We start from the raw sequence: 20,730 nt of genomic DNA on the forward strand, positions 1-20,730 counted from the left end.
GTACACAGACACGCACGCACACAGGCACGAGAAGAAGTGGGCTGATGTCCGAGATGAACGCGGAAAGCCGTACCAGGCTCAACCGGACGCCCGAGTGGAGCGCCCTGGGCAAGCACCGGGAGCAGTTGGCGGGGACCTCCCTGCGGGAGCTGTTCGCCGCCGACCCGGCGCGCGGCACCGGCTACACCCTCCAGGTGGGTGACCTGTACCTGGACTACTCCAAGCACCTGGTGACGGACGAGACGCTGGCGCTCCTGCGCGAGCTGGCCGCGGCCACCGGGGTCACGGAGCTGCGGGACGCGATGTTCCGCGGCGAGAAGATCAACACCACGGAGGACCGCGCCGTCCTGCACACCGCGCTCCGCGCCCCGCGCGACGCCGTGATCGAGGTCGACGGGGAGAACGTCGTGCCGGCGGTGCACGCCGTCCTCGACCGGATGGGCGCCTTCGCCGACCAGGTCAGGCACGGCGAGTGGACGGGCCACACCGGTCTGCCCATCAGGAACATCGTCAACATCGGCATCGGCGGCTCCGACCTCGGCCCCGCCATGGCCTACGAGACGCTGCGCTCCTTCACCGACCGCGACCTGACGGTCCGTTTCGTCTCGAACGTGGACGGCGCGGACCTCCACGAGGCCGTACGGGACCTGGACCCGGCCCAGACGCTCTTCATCGTCGCGTCCAAGACGTTCACCACGATCGAGACCATCACCAACGCCACCTCGGCCCGCAACTGGCTGCTGACGGAGGGCCGGTTCGGCCCCGAGGCGGTCGCCAAGCACTTCGTGGCGCTCTCCACGAACGCCGAGAAGGTCGCCGACTTCGGCATCGACACGGCGAACATGTTCGAGTTCTGGGACTGGGTCGGCGGACGCTACTCGTACGACTCGGCCATCGGGCTCTCGCTGATGATCGCGATCGGTCCCCGCCGGTTCCGCGAGATGCTGGACGGCTTCCACCTCGTCGACGAGCACTTCCGCACCGCGCCCCCCGAGGAGAACGCGCCGCTGCTGCTCGGGCTGCTGGGGGTCTGGTACGGAGCGTTCTTCGACGCCCAGTCGCACGCCGTCCTGCCGTACAGCCACTACCTGTCGAAGTTCACGGCCTACCTCCAGCAGCTCGACATGGAGTCCAACGGCAAGTCCGTGGACCGGGACGGCAATCCGGTGGACTGGCAGACCGGGCCGGTCGTCTGGGGCACCCCGGGCACCAACGGCCAGCACGCGTACTACCAGCTCATCCACCAGGGGACGAAGGTCATCCCGGCCGACTTCATCGGCTTCGCCCGGCCCGTGGACGATCTGCTGCCGGGCCTGGTCGCCCAGCACGACCTGCTGATGGCCAACTTCTTCGCCCAGACCCAGGCGCTCGCCTTCGGCAAGACGCCCGAGGAGGTACGGGCCGAGGGGGTGGCCGAGGAGCTGGTGCCGCACAAGACGTTCCGGGGCGACCACCCGACCACGACGATCCTCGCGGAGACGCTGACCCCGTCCGTCCTGGGCCAGTTGATCGCGCTGTACGAGCACAAGGTGTTCGTCCAGGGCGCCGTGTGGAACATCGACTCCTTCGACCAGTGGGGCGTCGAACTCGGCAAGGTCCTCGCCAAGAAGATCGAGCCCGTGCTCACCGGAGAGGCCCCGGGCGATCAGCTCGACGGCTCGACCGCGGCGCTCGTCGCCACCTACCGCTCGCTGCGGGGCCGCTGAGCCGATGGGGGAGGGGGTGCGAAGGCTGCGGCCGCCGAACAACACGCTGGACGAGCGGGCCGTCGGCTGGTGGCGCGCGCAGTGCCTGCTGACGACCCTGGTCCCGGTGGCCGTGCTGACCGCGCTCGGCGTGTTCATCGCCCCCGCGCGGGGATGGCTGCTGGGCCCGGCGGCCGTCCTCGCGGTGCTGGGCCTCGCCGGTACGGCGCTCATACCCGTGTGGTGGTTCAGGGTGCACCGCTGGGAGGTGACGGACGAGGCCGTCTATGTCCGGACCGGCTTCTTCCGGCAGGAGTGGCGGATCGCGCCGATGTCCCGGATCCAGACCGTGGACACCGTGCGCGGCCCGCTGGAGCAGCTTTTCAAGCTCTCCACGGTCATCGTCACGACCGCCTCGTCCAAGGGCGCCGTGCACATCCGGGGCCTCGACCACGAGCTGGCGGCGGACCTCGCCGAGCGCCTGACCCACATCACCGAGGCCACGCCGGGGGACGCGACATGAGCGGCCCTCCGGAACCGGCGCCGGAGGCGGTGGGTCCGGCTCCGGTCCCGGCTCCGGTCACCGCTCCCGAGGCGGAGGCCGTGGGTCCCGTCCCCGTCCCGGTCCCTGGGGCGGATACCCCGGCTTCCGCGGCTGATTTCACCGCTCCCGAGGCGGAATGGCGGCGGCTCGATCGGCGCACCCTGCTGGTCACCGCCCTCGTCCTGGCCGGGGTCGTCCTCGGCGCCGGGCTGCCCACCGCCGTCGGGATGGCCGGCCGGATGCCGCTGTGGGAGTCGGTGGCCTGGGTGGTGGCCGGGGCCGCGCTGCTGGTCGTCGCCGGCACGGGCGGCGAGTACGTCCGCTGGCGCCGCACCCGCTACCGGATAGGGCCCGAGCGCGCCGAACTCCACACGGGGCTGTTCCTGGTCAAGCGCCGCTCACTGGCCCGGGAACGGATCCGCAGCGTCGACCTGACCGCGCATCCGCTGCTGCGGATCCTCGGCCTGGTGAAGGTCCGTATCGGCACCGGCGAACACTCCGGCGGCGAATCGACACTGGAACTCGACCCGGTCACCCGCGCCGAGGGTGAACGGCTCCGTACGGAACTGCTCGACCGGCCACCGGGTGAGCCGGGGACCCACCCCGAGGGCATGCTCGCCGCCCTCGACCCCGGCTGGATCCGGTACGCGCCGATCTCCTTCGTCGCCCCGGTGCTCGGCGGCGCGGCGGCCGGCGGACTGCTCCAGATCAGCGAGTGGTTCGGCGCGCAGACCCAGGTCATCGACTGGGTACGGGACCTCTTCGAAACCACCCCGCTCGTCTGGACGATCCTGGCCCTGGTGGCGGCGGCGGCCCTCGCGGGCATCGTCGGCGCGCTCGGTCTGTGGGTCGAGATGTGGTGGAACTACCGGCTGGAGCGCGAGCCGGGCGGCACCCTGCGGGTCCGCCGCGGACTGCTCACCTCCCGCTCGGTCTCCATCGAGGAACGCCGGCTGCGCGGCGTGGAACTCGTGGAACCGCTGGGCGTCCGGCTGGCCGGCGCGGCGCGGGTCGACGCGGTCGCCACCGGCCTGACCCAGGACGAGGAGGACGAGCACGCCGACAACAAGGCGCTGCTGCCCGCCGCGCCCCGCGCGGTGGCCCACGCGGTGGCCGCGCGCGTGCTGCGCGAGGCCGTCTCCCCGACGGACCCGGCGGGCGGGGCGCCGCTGACCCATCACCCGCGTGCCGCCCGGGGCCGCCGGCTGCGCTGGTCCCTGGCCGCCGCCCTGCTCCCGGTGGCGCTGCTCGCGGGGCTCGGGCTGCTGCTGACCGACGTACTCCTGCGGGTGGCGGCGGTCTGCGCGGTGCTGCTGCTCCCCGCGGCGGTCCTGCTCGCGCTCGACGCCTACCGCAATCTCGGCCACGGACTCAGCGGCGGCTATCTGGTGGCCCGCTCGGGCACGGTCCGCCGCTCGACGGTGGCGCTCCAGCGCTCCGGGGTGATCGGCTGGACCGTCAGGCAGTCCCTCTTCCAGCGCCGGGCCGGCCTGGTCACCCTGACGGCGACGACGGCCGCGGGAGAGGGCGCGTACCACGTGTACGACGCCGCGGAGAGCGAGGCGCTCGCCTTCGCGGAGAGGGCGGTCCCGGGCCTGCTGACGCCGTTCCTGGAGCCGGTCGAGCCGACAGAGCCGAAGGCGCCGATGGCGCCGCCGAAGCACTGAATCCGCCCGACGGGGGCCGGTCGTACACGCAGCCGGGCCGTACACAGAGCCGGGCCGTACACACGCACGCGCGGCCCGGACCGCCGGAAAGGCGAGCCGGGCCGCGCGTACGGGCGGGCGTGGGCGACCTCAGGCGGAGGCAGGGGGGTACAGGGCGCGGGGGAGGGCCGAGGCCGCCGCCGCGTCCAGCAGCCACAGCGTGCGGCTGCGGCCGTACGCGCCCGCCGCCGGGGCCTGGATCTCGCCCGCGCCGGACAGCGCGATCTCCGCCGCCTTCGCCTTGTCCTCGCCCGCCGCCAGCAGCCAGACCTCGTGCGCCGCGCGGATCGCGGGCAGGGTGAGGGAGATCCGCAGCGGCGGCGGCTTGGGCGCGCCGTGCACCGCGACCACCGAGCGCTCGGTCTCCCGGACACCCGGCAGCTCCGGGAAGAGCGACGCGACATGGGTGTCGGGGCCGACGCCCAGCATCAGCACGTCGAACGTCGGTACCGGGCCGTGGTCCTCGGGCCGGGCCGCCGCCGCCAGCTCCGTGGCGTACGCGGCGGCCGCCGCCTCCACATCGCTGCCGTACGGACCGTCCGAGGCGGCCATCGCGTGCACCCGCCTCGGATCCAGCGGCACCGAGTCGAGCAGTGCCTCCCGCGCCTGGGTGACATTGCGCTCCGGGTCGCCCTCCGGGAGGAAGCGTTCGTCGCCCCACCAGAGGTCGAGCCGCGACCAGTCGATCGCGTCCTTGGCGGGCGCCGCCGAGAGCGCGGCCAGCAGACCGTTGCCGTTGCGCCCGCCCGTCAGGACCACCGACGCGGAGCCGCGCGCGGCCTGGGCGTCCACGATCTTCGTGATCAGCCGGGCCGCCGCGGCCTGCGCCATCAGCTCCTTGTCGCGGTGCACGACGAGCTGGGGAGCGCTCACTTCGACGCCGCCTTCTTCACCGGCATGCTCGCGGGCGTGACCGGATGCGCGGGCGCGTGCTCCGACGACCCCGCCTCCCGCGTCGGCAGCGGCGGCAGGGAGGACTTCGCTTCCCCCAGCCGGTGCACACCGAACTTCAGCGCCGAGGCGTAGGTGTCGTCCGGGTCCAGCCGGCGCAGCTCCTCCGCGATCAGCTCCGAGGTCTCCCGGCGCTTCAGCGCGACCGCGCGGTCCGGCTGCCCCTGGATGGAGAGCGTGGCGAGCGCGCCGTCGGCCCGGTCGAGCGTGATCGGCCCGCAGGTCGTCTCCATCCGTACGGCCGTGAGCCCGGGGCCCGCCGAGACCGAGCGCCGCACCGGCACCCGCAGCCGGTTCGCCAGCCACATCGCGAGCAGCTCACCGCTCGGGTTGTGCTCCTCGCCCTCCACCTCCACCGAGGTGACCGAGCAGTCCACCTGGTCCAGGGCCGCCGCGACCATCGAGCGCCACGGGGTGATCCTCGTCCAGGACAGGTCCGTGTCGCCCGGGGTGTAGGCGTCGGCGCGGGCCGTCAGCTCCTGCACCGGGTGCTCGGCGGCGTACGTGTCCGTCACCCGGCGCTGGGCCAGCCTGCCCAGCGCGTCCTTCGCCGGGTTGACCGGCGCGTTGACCGGCCACCACACCACCACGGGGGCGTCGGGCAGCAGCAGCGGCAGCACCACCGACTGGGCGTGGTCCATCACCTCGCCGTACAGCCGCAGGACGACCGTCTCGCCGGTGCCCGCGTCCGTGCCGACCCGCACCTCGGCGTCGAGCCGGGCCTGGGCCCGGTCGCGCGCCGAGCGCGAGATCCGCTTCACGACGACGAGCTTGCGCGACGGGTGCTCGCGGGACGCGTCGTTGGCGGCCTTGAGCGCGTCGTACGCGTTCTCCTCGTCGGTGACGATGACCAGCGTGAGGACCATGCCGACCGCGGGGGTGCCGATCGCGCGGCGCCCCTGTACGAGCGCCTTGTTGATCTTGCTGGACGTGGTGTCCGTAAGGTCGATCTTCATGGCCGGCGCCAGCTCCGTCCGTCTCGTGCGAGCATTTCGTCCGCCTCGACCGGACCCCAGGTCCCGGACTCGTACTGCGCGGGCTTGCCGTGCTTGTCCCAGTAGTGCTCGATCGGGTCGAGGATCTTCCAGGACAGTTCGACCTCCTCCACCCGCGGGAAGAGGTTCGAGTCGCCGAGCAGCACATCGAGGATGAGCCGTTCGTACGCCTCGGGGCTGGACTCCGTGAAGGACTCGCCGTACGCGAAGTCCATCGAGACGTCCCGGACCTCCATCGAGGTGCCGGGGACCTTCGAACCGAACCTCATCGTCACGCCCTCGTCCGGCTGGACGCGGATGACCAGGGCGTTCTGCCCCAGCTCCTCCGTGGTCGTGTGGTCGAAGGGGGAGTGCGGCGCGCGCTGGAAGACGACCGCGATCTCCGTGACCCGGCGGCCGAGCCGCTTGCCGGTGCGGAGGTAGAAGGGGACGCCCGCCCAGCGGCGGTTGTCGATCTCCAGCTTCACCGCGGCGTAGGTGTCGGTCTTCGAACGGGCGTCGATCCCGTCCTCCTGGAGATAGCCGACGGCCTGCTCGCCGCCCTGCCAGCCCGCGGCGTACTGCCCGCGCACCGTGTCCGCCCCCAGGTCCTTGGGCAGCTTCACCGCGCCCAGCACCTTGGTCTTCTCCGCGGCCAGCGCGTCCGCGTCGAAGGAGGCGGGCTCCTCCATCGCGGTCAGCGCGAGCAACTGGAGGAGGTGGTTCTGGATGACGTCACGGGCGGCGCCGATGCCGTCGTAGTAGCCGGCCCGGCCGCCGATGCCGATGTCCTCGGCCATGGTGATCTGCACGTGGTCGACGTACGACCGGTTCCAGATCGGCTCGAAGAGGGTGTTGGCGAACCGCAGCGCCAGGATGTTCTGGACGGTCTCCTTGCCCAGGTAGTGGTCGATCCGGAAGACCTCGTTGGACGGGAAGACCTCGTGGACGACCTTGTTCAGCTCCTTGGCGGAGGTCAGGTCGTGACCGAAGGGCTTCTCGATGACCGCGCGGCGCCAGGAGCCCTCCTTCTGGTCGGCCAGCCCGTGCTTCTTGAGCTGCTGGACGACCTGCGGGAAGAACTTCGGCGGCACGGAGAGGTAGAACGCGAAGTTCCCGCCCGTGCCCTGGGCCTTGTCCAGCTCGGCGATGGTCGTCTTCAGGTTCTCGAACGCGTCGTCGTCGTCGAAGTCGCCCTGGACGAAGCGCATGCCCTGGACCAGCTGATGCCAGACCTCCTCGCGGAACGGCGTACGCGCGTGCTCCTTGACCGCGTCGTGCACCTCCTGCGCGAAGTCCTCGTCCTGCCATTCGCGGCGGGCGAAGCCGATGAGCGAGAAGCCCGGCGGCAGCAGACCACGGTTGGCGAGGTCGTACACCGCAGGCATCAGCTTTTTGCGGGACAAATCGCCCGTGACGCCAAAGATGACCAGGCCCGACGGCCCCGCGATACGCGGGAGCCGTCGGTCCGCGGCGTCACGGAGCGGGTTCGCTCCGTGGGTTGCGGTCAAGGGTTCAGCCCTCCGAAGGAGCAAGGCGCTTGAGCTCCGCCTCGGTCGACTTGAGCAGATCGTTCCAGGACGCCTCGAACTTCTCGACGCCCTCGTCCTCCAGGAGCTGGACGACCTCGTCGTACGAGACGCCCAGCTTCTCGACGGCCTCCAGCTCGGCGCGCGCCTGGTCGTACGTGCCGCGCACCGTGTCACCGGTGATCTGCCCGTGGTCCGCCGTGGCCTCCAGCGTGGCCTCCGGCATGGTGTTCACCGTGTTGGGCGCGACCAGCTCGTCCACGTACAGCGTGTCCTTGTACGCGGGATCCTTGACGCCCGTCGAGGCCCACAGCGGACGCTGCTTGTTGGCCTGCGCGCGGTCCAGGGCGGCCCAGCGGTCCGAGGAGAAGACCTCCTCGTACGCCTCGTACGCGAGCCGCGCGTTGGCCAGCGCCGCCTTGCCGCGGGCCTCCTTGGCCTCCGGCGTGCCCAGCGCGTCGAGCCGCTTGTCGATCTCCGTGTCCACGCGGGACACGAAGAAGGACGCCACCGAGTGGATCTTGGAGAGGTCGAGGCCGGCGGCCTTCGCCTTCTCCAGGCCCGTCAGGTAGGCGTCCATGACCTCGCGGTACCGCTCCAGCGAGAAGATCAGCGTCACGTTCACGCTGATGCCCCGGCCGATGGTCTCGGCGATCGCGGGCAGCCCCGCCTTCGTCGCCGGGATCTTGATGAGGGTGTTCGGGCGGTCCACCAGCCAGGCGAGCTGCTTCGCCTCGGCGATGGTCGCCGTGGTGTTGTGCGCCAGACGGGGGTCGACCTCGATGGAGACCCGGCCGTCCTGGCCCTGAGTGGCGTCGAAGACGGGGCGCAGGATGTCGGCGGCGTCCCGGACGTCCGCCGTCGTGATCATGCGGACGGCTTCCTCGACGGTGACCTTCCGGGCCGCCAGGTCGGTCAGCTGGGGCTCGTAGCCGTCGCCGCCCGAAATGGCCTTCTGGAAGATCGACGGGTTGGTCGTCACGCCCACCACGTGGGACTGGTCGAGGAGCTCGGCCAGGTTCCCGGACGTGATCCTCTTGCGCGACAGGTCGTCGAGCCAGATCGCGACGCCTTCGTCGGAGAGGCGCTTGAGTGCGTCTGTCATGAGGTTTGCATCTCCTACAGTTCGTATATGGGCGTCAGCGCGCCGCGGCCTCAAGAGATTCCCGCGCGGCGGCGGCCACCGCGTCGGCGGTGAAACCGAACTCGCGGAAGAGGACCTTGGCGTCCGCCGAAGCCCCGAAGTGCTCCAGCGACACGATGCGGCCCGCGTCGCCCACGAAACGGTGCCAGGTGAGCCCGATGCCGGCCTCGACCGCCACCCGCGCCTTCACCGACGGCGGCAGAACGCTGTCCTTGTACGCCTGGTCCTGCTCGTCGAACCACTCGACCGACGGCATCGAGACGACCCGCGCCGGCACCCCGGACGCCTGGAGCTGCTCGCGCGCCTCCACCGCGAGCTGCACCTCGGAGCCCGTGCCGATCAGCACGACCTCGGGGGCCGTGGCCTGTCCGTCCGCGCCCGTCGCCTCGAACAGGACGTAACCGCCCTTGGCGGCGTCCTCGTTGGCCTCGTACGTCGGCACGCCCTGGCGGGTCAGCGCCAGGCCGTGCGGGGCGCCCTTGTCGTGGCGCTTGAGGATCTCGCCCCAGGCGATCGCCGTCTCGTTGGCGTCGGCCGGGCGGACGATGTTCAGCCCCGGGATGGCGCGCAGCGCCGACAGGTGCTCGACCGGCTGGTGCGTCGGGCCGTCCTCGCCGAGGCCGATGGAGTCGTGCGTCCACACGTACGTGACGGGGACCCGCATCAGCGCGGCGAGCCGGACGGCGGGGCGCATGTAGTCGGAGAACACGAGGAACGTGCCGCCGTAGATACGGGTGTTGCCGTGCAGCGCGATGCCGTTCATCGTCGAGCCCATGGCGTGCTCGCGGATGCCGTAGTGCACCGTGCGGCCGTAGGGCGACGCCTCCGGCAGCGGGTTGCCCACGGGCAGGAACGACGACGTCTTGTCGATCGTGGTGTTGTTCGAGCCCGCGAGGTCGGCGGAGCCGCCCCACAGCTCGGGGATGACCTCGCCCAGCGCCTGGAGGACCTTGCCGGACGCGGCGCGCGTGGCGACGGCCTTGCCGGTCTCGAACGCGGGCAGCTTGTCCTGCCACCCCTCGGGCAGCTCGCCCGCCCGCACGCGGTCGAACGTGGCCGCGCGCTCCGGGTTGGCGGTGCGCCACGCGGCGAAGGTCTTCTCCCACGCCGTACGGGCCTCACGGCCCCGGTCGAGCGCCTCACGGGTGTGCGCGATGACCTCGTCGGCGACGTCGAAGGACTTCTCGGGGTCGAAGCCGAGGACCTTCTTCGTCGCGGCGACCTCCTCGGCGCCGAGCGCCGAGCCGTGCGCCGCCTCGGTGTTCTGCGCGTGCGGCGCGGGCCAGGCGATGATCGAGCGCGCCGCGATGAACGACGGGCGCTCCGTCTCGGCCTTGGCCGCCTCCAGCGCCGCGTACAGCGCCTGGGGGTCGAGGTCGCCGTCGGCGGACTGCTCGACGCGCTGGACGTGCCAGCCGTACGCCTCGTACCGCTTCATGGTGTCCTCGGAGACCGCGGTCTCCGTGTCACCCTCGATCGAGATGTGGTTGTCGTCCCACAGCAGGACCAGGTTGCCGAGCTTCTGGTGCCCGGCCAGCGAGGACGCCTCGGCGGAGATGCCCTCCTGGAGGCAGCCGTCGCCCGCGAGCGCGTAGATGGTGTGGTCGAACGGCGACGTGCCCGCCGCGGCGTCCGGGTCGTACAGCCCGCGCTCGTACCGGGCGGCCATCGCCATGCCCACCGCGTTCGCGACACCCTGGCCGAGGGGGCCCGTCGTGGTCTCCACGCCGACCGTGTGTCCGTACTCCGGGTGGCCCGGGGTCTTCGAACCCCAGGTGCGGAAGGACTCCAGGTCGTTCAGCTCCAGGCCGTACCCGGCCAGGTAGAGCTGGATGTACAGCGTCAGCGAGGAGTGGCCCACGGAGAGGACGAACCGGTCACGGCCGGTCCACTGCGCGTCGGAGGGGTCGTGCCGCATCAGCTTCTGGAACAGCACGTACGCGGCCGGAGCCAGGCTCATGGCCGTACCCGGATGGCCGTTGCCGACCTTCTGTACGGAATCCATGGCCAGGACGCGGGCGGTGTCTACAGCCCGACGGTCCAATTCGGTCCATTCAAGGTCTGTGGTGGTCGGCTTGGTGCTCACCCTGAGTCAGGGCTCCTCTCCACATGTTCGAATCCCGGTGTCTGAGGGCGCACCGGTTCATTGTCGAGCCTACCCGCAGCAACCGACATCTTTCCGAGCGTCTTTCCAGGGTGCGGTGCGTGCGGGGACTTCGCCTCTCGGCAAGCTGTCGGCAGGGTGTACGGGACAGGTCGGGACCGCGTTCAACCCGGCGTTCAACACGGGTCCGCACGCTCCGACCCCGGCGGCAATCGCGATATGGGCAACGTCTAGAGTGGCGTGGTAAGCGCAAGTCTTTACGGGGCCTTCACGCCCGGATGCTTGCTGGGATTTCTCTGTCAGGGGTGTGCGTGACGGCCGTCGAGTCCCGACCCGCAGGGGTCGCCTTGACTCCGAGCTCGGGGGGCCACCGGCCGTTCGGTGCCCGCGTCAAGGCGTTCGTGATGCTGACCAAGCCGCGGATCATCGAGCTGCTGCTGATCACCACCGTTCCGGTGATGTTCCTGGCGCAGCAGGGCGTACCGAATCTGCTGCTGGTGCTCACTACGTGTATTGGCGGTTACCTCTCCGCCGGTGGCGCGAATGCGCTCAACATGTATATCGACCGCGACATCGACGCGCTGATGGACCGGACGTCGCAGCGCCCCCTTGTCACGGGAATGGTCTCGCCGCGTGAGGGACTCGTCTTCGGCCTGACGTTGACGGTCGTATCGACCCTCTGGTTCGGGTTTCTCGTCAACTGGCTGTCCGCGGCACTCTCGTTGGGGGCGCTCCTTCTCTACGTCGTCGTCTACACGATGATCCTCAAGCGCCGTACCGCCCAGAACATCGTCTGGGGCGGGATCGCGGGCTGCATGCCGGTGCTCATCGGCTGGTCGGCCGTGACGAACTCGATGTCCTGGGCCGCGGTCATCCTCTTCCTGGTCATGTTCTTCTGGACCCCGCCGCACTACTGGCCGCTGTCGATGCGCGTGAAGGCGGACTACGAGCGGGCCGGCGTCCCCATGCTGCCGGTCGTCGCGACCAACCGCGTGGTGGCCCGCCAGATCGTCCTCTACAGCTGGGTGATGGTCGGCGTCTCGCTGCTGCTGACGCCGCTGGGGTACACCGGGTGGTTCTACACGGTGGTGGCGCTGCTGTCCGGCGGCTTCTGGCTCTGGGAGGCGCACGGGCTCCAGTCGCGCGCCAAGGCCGGGGAGTCGGGCGCCAAGCTCAAGGAGATGCGGCTGTTCCACTGGTCCATCACCTATGTGTCGCTGCTCTTCGTGGCCGTCGCGGTGGACCCCTTCCTCCGTTAGCAGCCGCCCCTGGCCTTCGTGCGGGGCGTAAAAGACTCTCCGGTGACGGGCGGGTACGTGGTCAAGGCCACGTGGCCCGCCCGTCGCCAGTTGATCTACCCGTCGGTAGCATCCCGTGCATGGCAGAGACCCAGCAGGCAGATCAGAACGGCGGCGACGGCGGGACCGGTGGGACCGGCGGGACTGTCGACAAGCGCGCGCGGAGCCGGCACGAGGCGCGCGCCGCGCGCACGGCCGCCCGGCTCGCGAAGCAGATCGGCGCCTTCGCGGGGAAGCACGGCGGTGCCGAGGGACAGCTCGCGTACCTGGGACAGGCCGGCACCCGGATCGTGCTCGTCGGTGAGGACGGCACGTGGGGCGATCTCGTCGCCCCCACGCACGCGGTCGCGAGCGCCGCGGCCGAGCGGGCCGGGCTCACCGTGCACGACTCCTTCGACGGCGAGTTCGCGGCCAAGGTGCGCACCGGACCGTACGAGTGGCGACGGATGGCCGGACTCCAGCTCGGCGGCCGGCCCGACGACCGCCGGCCCGCCTGAAGCGCGCCCCTGATCCGGCGGTGCGCCCCTGATCCAGGGGTGCGCCCCTGATCCAGGGGTGCGCCCCTGAAATGCTCCCCGCGCGCTCCCGGAGAGATCCCCGAGACGCCACCGGAACCCGGGTTCACCCGTTAGGACTGTAGGAGTACGGCCTGGCGTCGCGAGCCCGCTCGTTGTCGCGCACCAGGTCGTCAGACCGTCGGTCACCGGTTCAGTCGGTCATGCGGTCCATGATCCACGGTCCACGACGGGAATCCCGATGATCGAGACAGCGTCCCTCGTGGACCAGTACTGCCACGGCGTACTCACCACGGAGCTGGGGCTCGGCGCCTTCGAGGCCCAGCTCGGCGGGGCCGCCGCCCTGCCCGCCCCCGGCACCACCTTCTTCGACACCCAGCTCGGGGCGGCGGTACGGCGCTGGTGCCCGCCGCTGCTCGGCCTGGAGCCGCACTGCACACCGGCCCGCTACCTCGCCCGCCGCCGGGAACTCGGCACCCCGGAGGTCACCCGGCGGCTGCTGCGCGCCACGGGGATCTCCACCTATCTGGTCGACACGGGCCCCGGGGCCACGAGCCCGGCCGGCGAGCTGACCGGCGCCGCCGGGACCGCCGCGGCGGGGGCGGCCTGCGGCCGGGAGATCGTCCGGCTCGAACCCCTCGCCGCGCGGGTCGCCGCCACCGCGGGCGGCGTGGGCGCCTTCCTCACCGGGCTCGCCGAGGCCGTCCACACCGCCGCCGCCTCGGCCGCCGCCCTCAGCGCCGCCGCCACGACCCACCCGGGTCACGCGCTCGACCCCGAGCCGCCGGGGCCCGGGGAGGTACGCGGCGCGGCCGGCCGCTGGCTCTCCGCCCGCGCCCGCGGCGGCCCCGGTGACGGAGGGCTCACCGACCCCGTACTCCTGCGCCACCTCCACTGGAGCGCCGTCCGCACCGGGCTGCCGCTGCACCTCGGCGCGGGCGGCGGGGCCGACCCGTACCCCTTCGCCGCCGCCACGGCCGGGACCGGCGGCGCGCTCGTGCTGCGGGACACGTATCCGTACCACCGTGACGCGGCGCTGCTGGCCGGCCTCTTCCCGCAGGTCCACGTCGACCTGGGCTCCGTCCTCACCCGTACGGGTGCCGGGGCCGCGGGCGTGCTGGCCGAGATGCTGGAGAGCGCGCCGTTCGGGAAGCTGCTCTTCTCGACCGGCGCGCGGGGTCTGCCCGAGCTGCATCTGGTGGGGGCCCGGGTCTTCCGGGTGGCGCTGGAGCGGGCCCTCGGCGGCTGGGTGCGCGACGGGGCCTGGTCGGCGGCGGACGCCCGGCGGGTGGCCGGGCTGATCGCGGCGGGCAACGCCCGCCGCGTCCACGGCCTCGCAGAGGTCTGAGCCCGGCCCCGTAAGGGCCACCGGCCTCAGACGGTCGCGGGCGTCTGGTCAGCCTGGGCGGGGATCTCCGCCGTCGTACGGGGACGCTCCCGCATGCTGACCGCGACCCGCAGTACCGCGATCCACACCACGCACGAGCCGAGCATGTGGGCACCGACCAACAGCTCAGGGGTGTCGGTGAAGTACTGCACATAACCGATGGCGCCCTGCGCGAGCAGCACCAGCAGCAGATCGCGGGCGCGCGCCCGGGTGTCGGCCGGGGCGTCCACCACCCGCAGCACCAGCCACATCGCGACCGCCAGCGCGCAGACGACCCAGGCGAACACCGCGTGCACATGGGCGACGGTGACGTAGTCGAAGGGCATTCGCGGCACATCGCTGCTGTCGCCCGCGTGCCGCCCCGAGCCCGTCACCAGCGTGCCCGCGGCGATGAGCACCCCCGACGAGACGACCAGTGCCCAGGAGAGCTTGCGCACCGGACGCGGCACGCGCGGGCGCGGCGCGCCGTCGCCCTCGCGGGTACGCAGCCAGGTGAGGGTGGTGACCGTGAGCAGGGCGCTGGCGGCCAGGAAGTGGCCCGCGACGGTCCACGGGTTGAGCTCCGTGAGGACCGTGATGCCGCCGAGGACGCCGTTGAACATGACGAGCCAGAACTGTGACCAGGCGAGCCTGCTCAGAGCGCGCCGCCGGGGCTTGACGGAGCGCGCCGCGATGATCGCCCAGCCGACCGCCGCGCTCAGCACGTACGTCAGCATCCGGTTGCCGAACTCGATCGCGCCGTGCAGCCCCTGCTCGGGTGTGGCGATGAGGCTGTCGTCCGTGCACTTGGGCCAGGTGTCGCAGCCGAGGCCGGACCCGGTCAGCCGGACCGCGCCGCCGGTCACGATGATCACCACGCTCATCACGACGGCGCTGAGCGCGGCACGCCGGAGCATACGGGGTGAGGGGGTCCAGCGCTGGGCGATGTACGCGAGGGGGTTCAACACGGCCACCATCGTAGGACGGAGCTTGTGCAGGATTTCACGAGGGGTACGTATGCCTCATTCACGCAGGTGGACGCCGCTTCCGGAGGCGCCGTCGACGCTCCCGGAACCGTTCCCCCGACACTCCTGCGGCCGCCCGCCGGGCGCTCCCCGCCCCCTACTCCCAGCGGAAGAGCCGGCCCGCCGCGCCCAGGCCGAGCACGGCCCAGACGGCCAGCACCCCGACACCGCCCCAGTCCAGCCCCGCACCGTGCTGCAGGATGTCGCGCAGCCCGCCCGAGAGCGCCGAGATCGGCAGCAGCTCCAGCGCCGCGCGCGCCGCGTCGGGGAACTTGTCCAGCGGCACGATCACCCCGCCGCCGACCAGGAGCAGCAGGAAGACCAGATTGGCGGCGGCCAGCGTCGCCTCCGCCTTGAGCGTGCCCGCCATCAGCAGCCCGAGCCCGGAGAACGCGGCGGTCCCGAGCACGAGCAGCAGCAGCACGCCGAGCGGGTTGCCCTGCGGCGACCAGCCCAGCCCCAGCGCGATCACCGCCAGCAGCACGACCTGGAGGACCTCCGTGACCAGCACGGAGAACGTCTTCGCGGTCATCAGTGCCCAGCGCGGCAGCGGCGACACCGCGAGCCGCTTGAGCACCCCGTACCGCCGCTCGAAGCCGGTGGCGATGGCCTGTCCGGTGAACGCCGTGGACATCACCGCGAGCGCCAGCACCCCCGGCGCGAGGAAGTCGACCGCCTCGCCCTTCCCCGTGTCGACCACGTCGACCGTCGAGAAGAGCACCAGCAGCAGCGAGGGGATGATCACGGTCAGCAGCAGCTGCTCGCCGTTGCGCAGCAGCAGCTTCGTCTCGAACGCCGTCTGCGCCGCGATCATGCGCGCCAGCGGCGCCGCGCCGGGCGCCGGGGCGTACGTACCCCTGCCCGCGCCCCCGCCCGCGGCGCCGTCCGTGCTCGTGCTCATGGCCGCAGCTCCTTGCCGGTCAGTTCGAGGAAGACGTCCTCCAGGGTGTGCCGCTCGACGGAGATCCCGTCCGCCATGACGCCGTGCTGCGCGCACCAGGACGCCACCGTCGCCAGGAGCTGCGGGTCGACCGAGCCGCTGATGCGGTACGCGCCCGGCGACAGCTCGGCGGCTTCGGAGCCGTCGGGCAGCGCCTTCAGCAGCGAGCCGAGGTCGAGCCCGGGGCGCCCGGTGAAGCGCAGGGTGTTCTCCGCACCGCCGCGGCACAGCTCCTCGGGGCTGCCCTGGGCGATGACCCGGCCCGCGTCGATGATCACGACATCGTCGGCGAGCTCCTCGGCCTCGTCCATGAAGTGCGTGGTCAGCACCACGCCGACGCCGTCGGCGCGCAGCTCGCGGACCAGTTCCCAGGTGGCGCGGCGGGCCTGCGGGTCGAGTCCGGCGGTCGGCTCGTCCAGGAAGACCAGCTCGGGGCGGCCGACGACGGCCAGCGCCAGTGCGAGCCGCTGCTGCTGGCCGCCGGAGAGCCGCCGGTACGTCGTCCGGCCGCAGCCGCCGAGGCCGAGCCGTTCGATCAGGGCGTCCACGTCGAGCGGGTGGGCGTGCAGCCGGGCCATGTGGCGGAGCATCTCGTCGGCACGGGCGCCCGAGTACACGCCGCCCGACTGAAGCATCACGCCGATGCGCGGGCGCAGCGCGGCGGCGTCCGCGACCGGGTCGAGACCGAGGACCCGTACCGAGCCCGCGTCGGGCACCCGGTACCCCTCGCAGGTCTCGACGGTGGTGGTCTTGCCGGCGCCGTTGGGACCGAGGACCGCGGTGACCGTACCGGCCCGTACCACCAGGTCGAGGCCGTTCACGGCGGTGGTGGTGCCGTACCGTTTGACCAGGCCACGGACCTCCACGAGGGGTGTTCCCGGGGGCGGGCCCGAGGTCGTGCCGCTGTCGGGCAGGGGGCCGCCCGGGAAGACGCTGCGCATGCCGGGAAGTGTAGGCAGGGCGGTGGGCACCCCGGCCCGGCGGGGGCGTGAGGTGGGTGAAAAGGGCGCCAGGAGGGCCGGAACCAACCTTGCTTAGGTGACCCTAAGTGATGAAGGGCACCGGAGGCCGTCCGTCACCTCGGTTGTCAGCGCCGAAGGAATTACGCAACAATGGCGTTGTGAAATACGTGGGCGAGGCTCCGCAGGAGGAACTCGCGACCGGTGAGCACTCCACTCGCAACCGGGTCGCGCGCTCCATCCTGGACCACGGCCCTTCCACCGTCTCCGACCTGGCGAAGCGCCTCGGGCTCACCCAGGCGGCCGTCCGCCGGCATCTCGACGCGCTGGCCGCCGATTCCGTGGTGGAGCCGCGCGACCAGCGGGTCTACGGCTCGCGCGGGCGCGGCAGGCCCGCCAAGGTGTTCGCCCTGACCGACTGCGGCCGGGACGCCTTCGACCAGTCCTACGACCAGCTCGCCGCCGACGCGCTGAAGTGGATCGCGGCCTCCGCCGGCGGCGGGGCGCAGGGTGAGGCGGCCGTCGCCGCCTTCGCCCGGGCCCGGATCGCCGCCCAGGCCGAGAGCTACCGGAAGTCGGTCGACGACGCCGGGCCCGGCGGGCGCACCGAGGCGCTCGCGAAGGCGCTGAGCGCCGACGGGTACGCTGCTACGGCGCGCGGCGCTCCCGGCCAGCAGGGCGAGCAGCTCTGCCAGCACCACTGCCCGGTCGCACATGTCGCCCAGAAGTTCCCGCAGCTCTGCGAGGCGGAGACGGAGTTCTTCTCCCAGCTTCTCGGGACACATGTGCAACGGCTCGCCACCATCGCCCACGGCGACGGCGTGTGCACGACCTTCATTCCGCGCGCCGCCCCAGCTACCCCCCAGACAGCCACCCCACAGACCACCGATCACGCATCCGAAAGCACAGCCGGGAGGAACCCCGCATGACGCTCCCCACCGAGACTGCCCATCCTGAGCTCGAAGGCCTGGGTACGTACGAATTCGGCTGGGCGGACTCCGACGCCGCCGGCGCCGCGGCCAAGCGCGGCCTCTCCGAGGCTGTCGTGCGCGACATCTCGGAGAAGAAGAACGAGCCGGAGTGGATGCTGAAGCTGCGGCTCAAGGGTCTGCGGCTGTTCGACAAGAAGCCCATGCCGAACTGGGGCTCCGACCTGTCGGGCATCGACTTCGACAACATCAAGTACTTCGTCCGCTCCACCGAGAAGCAGGCCGCTTCGTGGGAGGAACTGCCGGAGGACATCAAGAACACGTACGACAAGCTCGGCATCCCGGAGGCGGAGAAGCAGCGCCTCGTGGCCGGTGTCGCCGCCCAGTACGAGTCGGAGGTCGTCTACCACCAGATCCGTGAGGACCTGGAGGAACAGGGCGTCATCTTCCTCGACACCGACACCGCGCTGAAGGAGCACCCGGAGCTCTTCCAGGAGTACTTCGGCACGGTCATCCCGGTCGGCGACAACAAGTTCGCGTCGCTGAACTCGGCCGTGTGGTCCGGCGGATCGTTCATCTACGTGCCGAAGGGCGTGCAGGTCGACATCCCGCTCCAGGCCTACTTCCGTATCAACACGGAGAACATGGGCCAGTTCGAGCGGACGCTGATCATCGTCGACGAGGACGCCTACGTCCACTACGTCGAGGGCTGCACCGCCCCGATCTACTCCTCGGACTCGCTGCACAGCGCCGTCGTCGAGATCATCGTCAAGAAGGGCGGCCGCTGCCGCTACACGACGATCCAGAACTGGTCGAACAACGTCTACAACCTGGTCACCAAGCGTGCCGTGGCGTACGAGGGCGCGACCATGGAGTGGGTCGACGGCAACATCGGCTCCAAGGTCACGATGAAGTACCCGGCCGTCTACCTGATGGGCGAGCACGCCAAGGGCGAGACGCTCTCCATCGCCTTCGCGGGCGAGGGCCAGCACCAGGACGCGGGCGCCAAGATGGTCCACATGGCCCCCAACACCTCGTCGAACATCGTCTCCAAGTCGGTGGCGCGCGGCGGTGGCCGTACCTCCTACCGCGGTCTGATCGAGATCGGCGAGGGCGCCGAGGGCTCCAAGTCCAACGTGCTCTGCGACGCGCTGCTCGTCGACACCATCTCGCGCTCCGACACGTACCCGTACGTCGACGTCCGCGAGGACGACGTGTCGATGGGCCACGAGGCGACCGTCTCCAAGGTCTCCGAGGACCAGCTCTTCTACCTGATGAGCCGCGGTCTCTCCGAGTTCGAGGCGATGGCGATGATCGTGCGCGGCTTCGTCGAGCCGATCGCCAAGGAGCTGCCCATGGAGTACGCGCTGGAACTGAACCGGCTGATCGAGCTCCAGATGGAAGGCTCCGTCGGCTAGCCGCCCACCAGTCCGGGTCATTCCGTCGGGCCGGCCGGCCCGACGGAGCAGGACCCCGCGGCCCGTACGACCGGATCGGCGTACCGGAGCAGCGGACCGATTTCCTTACGCAGAGGCAGAGAGAGAGCACGACGACAGCCATGGCTGAGGCTCAGAACATTCCGGCGGGCTCCACGACCGCCGGATCGATCGCGGTGGCCGCCGAGTCGACCGTCGCCACGCGCATGAGTGCGCCCCCGTCCTTCGACGTGGCGGACTTCCCCGTCCCGCACGGCCGCGAGGAGGAGTGGCGGTTCACGCCGCTGGAGCGGCTGCGCGGGCTGCACGACGGCACCGCCGTCGCGGTGGACGGCGGCGTCACGGTCGAGGTGAGCGCCCCCGAGGGCGTCACCGTCGAGACCGTGGGCCGCGACGACGCGCGGATCGGCAGGGCGGGCACCCCGGTGGACCGGGTCGCCGCCCAGGCGTACTCCTCGTTCGAGAAGGCGTCCGTCGTCTCGGTGCCCAAGGAGACCGTCGTCGCCGAGCCGATCCGGATCGCCGTCCACGGCGCGGGCGGCACCGCCTACGGCCACCAGGTCGTCGAGCTGGGCGCCTTCGCCGAGGCGGTCGTGGTCATCGACCACACCGGCGACGCGGTGCTCGCCGCCAACGTCGACTACCTGATCGGCGACGGCGCCAAGCTCACCGTCGTCTCCGTCCAGGACTGGGACGACAAGGCCGTCCACGTCGGCCAGCACAACGCGCTGGTCGGCCGCGACGCCTCGTTCAAGTCCATCGTCGTCACCTTCGGCGGCGATGTCGTACGGCTCCACCCGCGCGTGCAGTACGCGGGCCCCGGCGGCGAGGCCGAGCTGTTCGGCCTCTACTTCACCGACCAGGGCCAGCACCAGGAGCACCGCCTCCTGGTCGACCACAACGCCCCGCACTGCAAGTCCAACGCCGTCTACAAGGGAGCGCTCCAGGGCGCCGACGCCCACGCCGTCTGGATCGGTGACGTCGTCATCCGCGTCCAGGCCGAGGGCACCGACACGTACGAGATGAACCGCAACCTGGTCCTCACGGACGGCGCGCGGGTCGACTCCGTACCGAACCTGGAGATCGAGACCGGTGAGATCGCCGGCGCCGGTCACGCCTCGGCCACCGGCCGGTTCGACGACGAGCAGCTCTTCTACCTGATGGCCCGCGGCATCCCGGAGACCGAGGCCCGCCGCCTCGTCGTCCGCGGCTTCTTCGCCGAGCTGGTCCAGCAGATCGGACTGCCGGACGTCGAGGAGCGCCTGCTGGCCAAGATCGAGACGGAACTGGAGGCGTCCGTCTGATGACCTTCGTCCGTGTCTGCGCGCTCGGCGAGCTGGAGGAGGACACCCCCAAGAGGGTGGAACTCGACGGCACGCCGGTCGCCCTCGTGCGCACCGGGGGCGAGGTGTTCGCGGTCAACGACATCTGCTCGCACGCCAACGTCTCCCTCTCGGAGGGCGAGGTGGACGACTGCACGATCGAGTGCTGGCTGCACGGTTCCCGCTTCGACCTCCGTACCGGAAAGCCGTCCGGTCTTCCCGCGACGCGCCCCGTCCCCGTATACCCCGTACAGATCCAAGGGGACGATGTGCTCGTCTCCGTCACCCAGGAGTCCTGAGTCA

The 20,730-nt window shown here is 71.4% G+C and carries 18 protein-coding genes; 10 read left to right on the top strand and 8 right to left on the bottom strand.

Features of this window, described 5'->3' with window-relative positions; all coding sequences use genetic code 11:
* Positions 1 to 53 precede the first annotated feature (53 nt).
* The 3 genes from pgi to ACFXKG_RS12155 are packed head-to-tail and all read left to right on the top strand — an operon-like array spanning position 54 to position 3,896.
* The gene (gene pgi, locus ACFXKG_RS12145) at positions 54 to 1,706 is read left to right on the top strand and encodes a glucose-6-phosphate isomerase (protein WP_384836546.1); all 1,653 of its coding nucleotides are present in this window, start codon (positions 54 to 56) and stop codon (positions 1,704 to 1,706) included.
* Positions 1,707 to 1,710: 4 nt separating this feature from the next.
* Positions 1,711 to 2,208, top strand: coding sequence for a PH domain-containing protein (locus ACFXKG_RS12150; protein ID WP_384836164.1), 498 nt, complete (start codon positions 1,711 to 1,713; stop codon positions 2,206 to 2,208).
* The gene (locus tag ACFXKG_RS12155; protein WP_384836167.1) at positions 2,205 to 3,896 is read left to right on the top strand and encodes a PH domain-containing protein; all 1,692 of its coding nucleotides are present in this window, start codon (positions 2,205 to 2,207) and stop codon (positions 3,894 to 3,896) included. The genes ACFXKG_RS12150 and ACFXKG_RS12155 overlap by 4 nt, the downstream gene beginning before the upstream one ends.
* Positions 3,897 to 4,025: 129 nt before the next feature.
* Here ACFXKG_RS12155 and pgl read toward each other — a convergent pair whose 3' ends face one another.
* The 5 genes from pgl to tkt are packed head-to-tail and all read right to left on the bottom strand — an operon-like array spanning position 4,026 to position 10,619.
* A complete protein-coding gene (pgl, locus tag ACFXKG_RS12160; RefSeq protein ID WP_384836170.1) occupies positions 4,026 to 4,808 on the bottom strand; it encodes a 6-phosphogluconolactonase in 783 nt (260 codons plus the stop codon).
* Positions 4,805 to 5,842: a glucose-6-phosphate dehydrogenase assembly protein OpcA gene (gene opcA, locus ACFXKG_RS12165; protein WP_384836173.1), complete on the bottom strand. Its 1,038-nt coding sequence runs from the start codon at positions 5,840 to 5,842 to the stop codon at positions 4,805 to 4,807. The genes pgl and opcA overlap by 4 nt, the downstream gene beginning before the upstream one ends.
* Complete coding sequence (gene zwf, locus ACFXKG_RS12170; RefSeq protein WP_384836176.1) at positions 5,839 to 7,371, bottom strand: glucose-6-phosphate dehydrogenase; 1,533 nt, start codon at positions 7,369 to 7,371, stop codon at positions 5,839 to 5,841. Before zwf ends, opcA begins: the two co-directional genes overlap by 4 nt.
* Positions 7,372 to 7,375: 4 nt before the next feature.
* Positions 7,376 to 8,494, bottom strand: coding sequence for a transaldolase (gene tal, locus ACFXKG_RS12175; protein WP_384836179.1), 1,119 nt, complete (start codon positions 8,492 to 8,494; stop codon positions 7,376 to 7,378).
* Between the two features lie 34 nt (positions 8,495 to 8,528).
* The gene (gene tkt, locus ACFXKG_RS12180; RefSeq protein ID WP_384836182.1) at positions 8,529 to 10,619 is read right to left on the bottom strand and encodes a transketolase; all 2,091 of its coding nucleotides are present in this window, start codon (positions 10,617 to 10,619) and stop codon (positions 8,529 to 8,531) included.
* Between the two features lie 323 nt (positions 10,620 to 10,942).
* On the opposite strand from tkt, the gene ACFXKG_RS12185 reads away from it, so the two are divergent.
* The 3 genes from ACFXKG_RS12185 (at position 10,943) to ACFXKG_RS12195 (ending at position 13,798) form a co-directional block, all read left to right on the top strand.
* Positions 10,943 to 11,896 (top strand): heme o synthase, encoded by a 954-nt coding sequence (locus tag ACFXKG_RS12185; protein WP_382889331.1) that lies wholly within the window; start codon positions 10,943 to 10,945, stop codon positions 11,894 to 11,896.
* A gap of 119 nt (positions 11,897 to 12,015) precedes the next feature.
* Complete coding sequence (locus ACFXKG_RS12190) at positions 12,016 to 12,432, top strand: hypothetical protein (protein ID WP_384836185.1); 417 nt, start codon at positions 12,016 to 12,018, stop codon at positions 12,430 to 12,432.
* Positions 12,433 to 12,691: 259 nt separating this feature from the next.
* Positions 12,692 to 13,798 (top strand): amidohydrolase, encoded by a 1,107-nt coding sequence (locus tag ACFXKG_RS12195; RefSeq protein WP_384836188.1) that lies wholly within the window; start codon positions 12,692 to 12,694, stop codon positions 13,796 to 13,798.
* 26 nt (positions 13,799 to 13,824) lie between these two features.
* Here the strand turns inward: ACFXKG_RS12195 and ACFXKG_RS12200 are convergent, their stop codons facing one another.
* From ACFXKG_RS12200 to ACFXKG_RS12210, 3 genes are all read right to left on the bottom strand, one after another.
* On the bottom strand, positions 13,825 to 14,793 hold the full coding sequence (locus tag ACFXKG_RS12200; protein WP_384836191.1) for a heme A synthase: 969 nt from the start codon (positions 14,791 to 14,793) through the stop codon (positions 13,825 to 13,827).
* Positions 14,794 to 14,938: 145 nt separating this feature from the next.
* Positions 14,939 to 15,742 (bottom strand): ABC transporter permease, encoded by an 804-nt coding sequence (locus ACFXKG_RS12205; RefSeq protein WP_384836194.1) that lies wholly within the window; start codon positions 15,740 to 15,742, stop codon positions 14,939 to 14,941.
* Positions 15,739 to 16,722: an ABC transporter ATP-binding protein gene (locus ACFXKG_RS12210; protein WP_384836197.1), complete on the bottom strand. Its 984-nt coding sequence runs from the start codon at positions 16,720 to 16,722 to the stop codon at positions 15,739 to 15,741. Before ACFXKG_RS12210 ends, ACFXKG_RS12205 begins: the two co-directional genes overlap by 4 nt.
* A gap of 179 nt (positions 16,723 to 16,901) precedes the next feature.
* Between ACFXKG_RS12210 and ACFXKG_RS12215 the strand changes: the two genes are divergently transcribed.
* From ACFXKG_RS12215 to ACFXKG_RS12230, 4 genes are all read left to right on the top strand, one after another.
* Positions 16,902 to 17,669 (top strand): helix-turn-helix transcriptional regulator, encoded by a 768-nt coding sequence (locus tag ACFXKG_RS12215; RefSeq protein ID WP_384836200.1) that lies wholly within the window; start codon positions 16,902 to 16,904, stop codon positions 17,667 to 17,669.
* Positions 17,666 to 19,087 carry a Fe-S cluster assembly protein SufB gene (gene sufB / locus ACFXKG_RS12220; RefSeq protein WP_384836203.1) on the top strand — a complete coding sequence of 474 codons (1,422 nt, stop codon included), beginning with the start codon at positions 17,666 to 17,668 and terminating at the stop codon, positions 19,085 to 19,087. Before ACFXKG_RS12215 ends, sufB begins: the two co-directional genes overlap by 4 nt.
* 140 nt (positions 19,088 to 19,227) lie before the next feature.
* Positions 19,228 to 20,409 (top strand): Fe-S cluster assembly protein SufD, encoded by a 1,182-nt coding sequence (gene sufD / locus ACFXKG_RS12225; RefSeq protein ID WP_384836206.1) that lies wholly within the window; start codon positions 19,228 to 19,230, stop codon positions 20,407 to 20,409.
* Entirely contained in the window at positions 20,409 to 20,726 is a 318-nt protein-coding gene (locus ACFXKG_RS12230; protein WP_384836209.1) for a non-heme iron oxygenase ferredoxin subunit, read from the top strand. Before sufD ends, ACFXKG_RS12230 begins: the two co-directional genes overlap by 1 nt.
* Positions 20,727 to 20,730 lie beyond the last annotated feature (4 nt).

Origin of the sequence: Streptomyces sp. NPDC059255, assembly GCF_042752355.1 — a bacterium.
GTDB lineage: Bacteria > Actinomycetota > Actinomycetes > Streptomycetales > Streptomycetaceae > Streptomyces.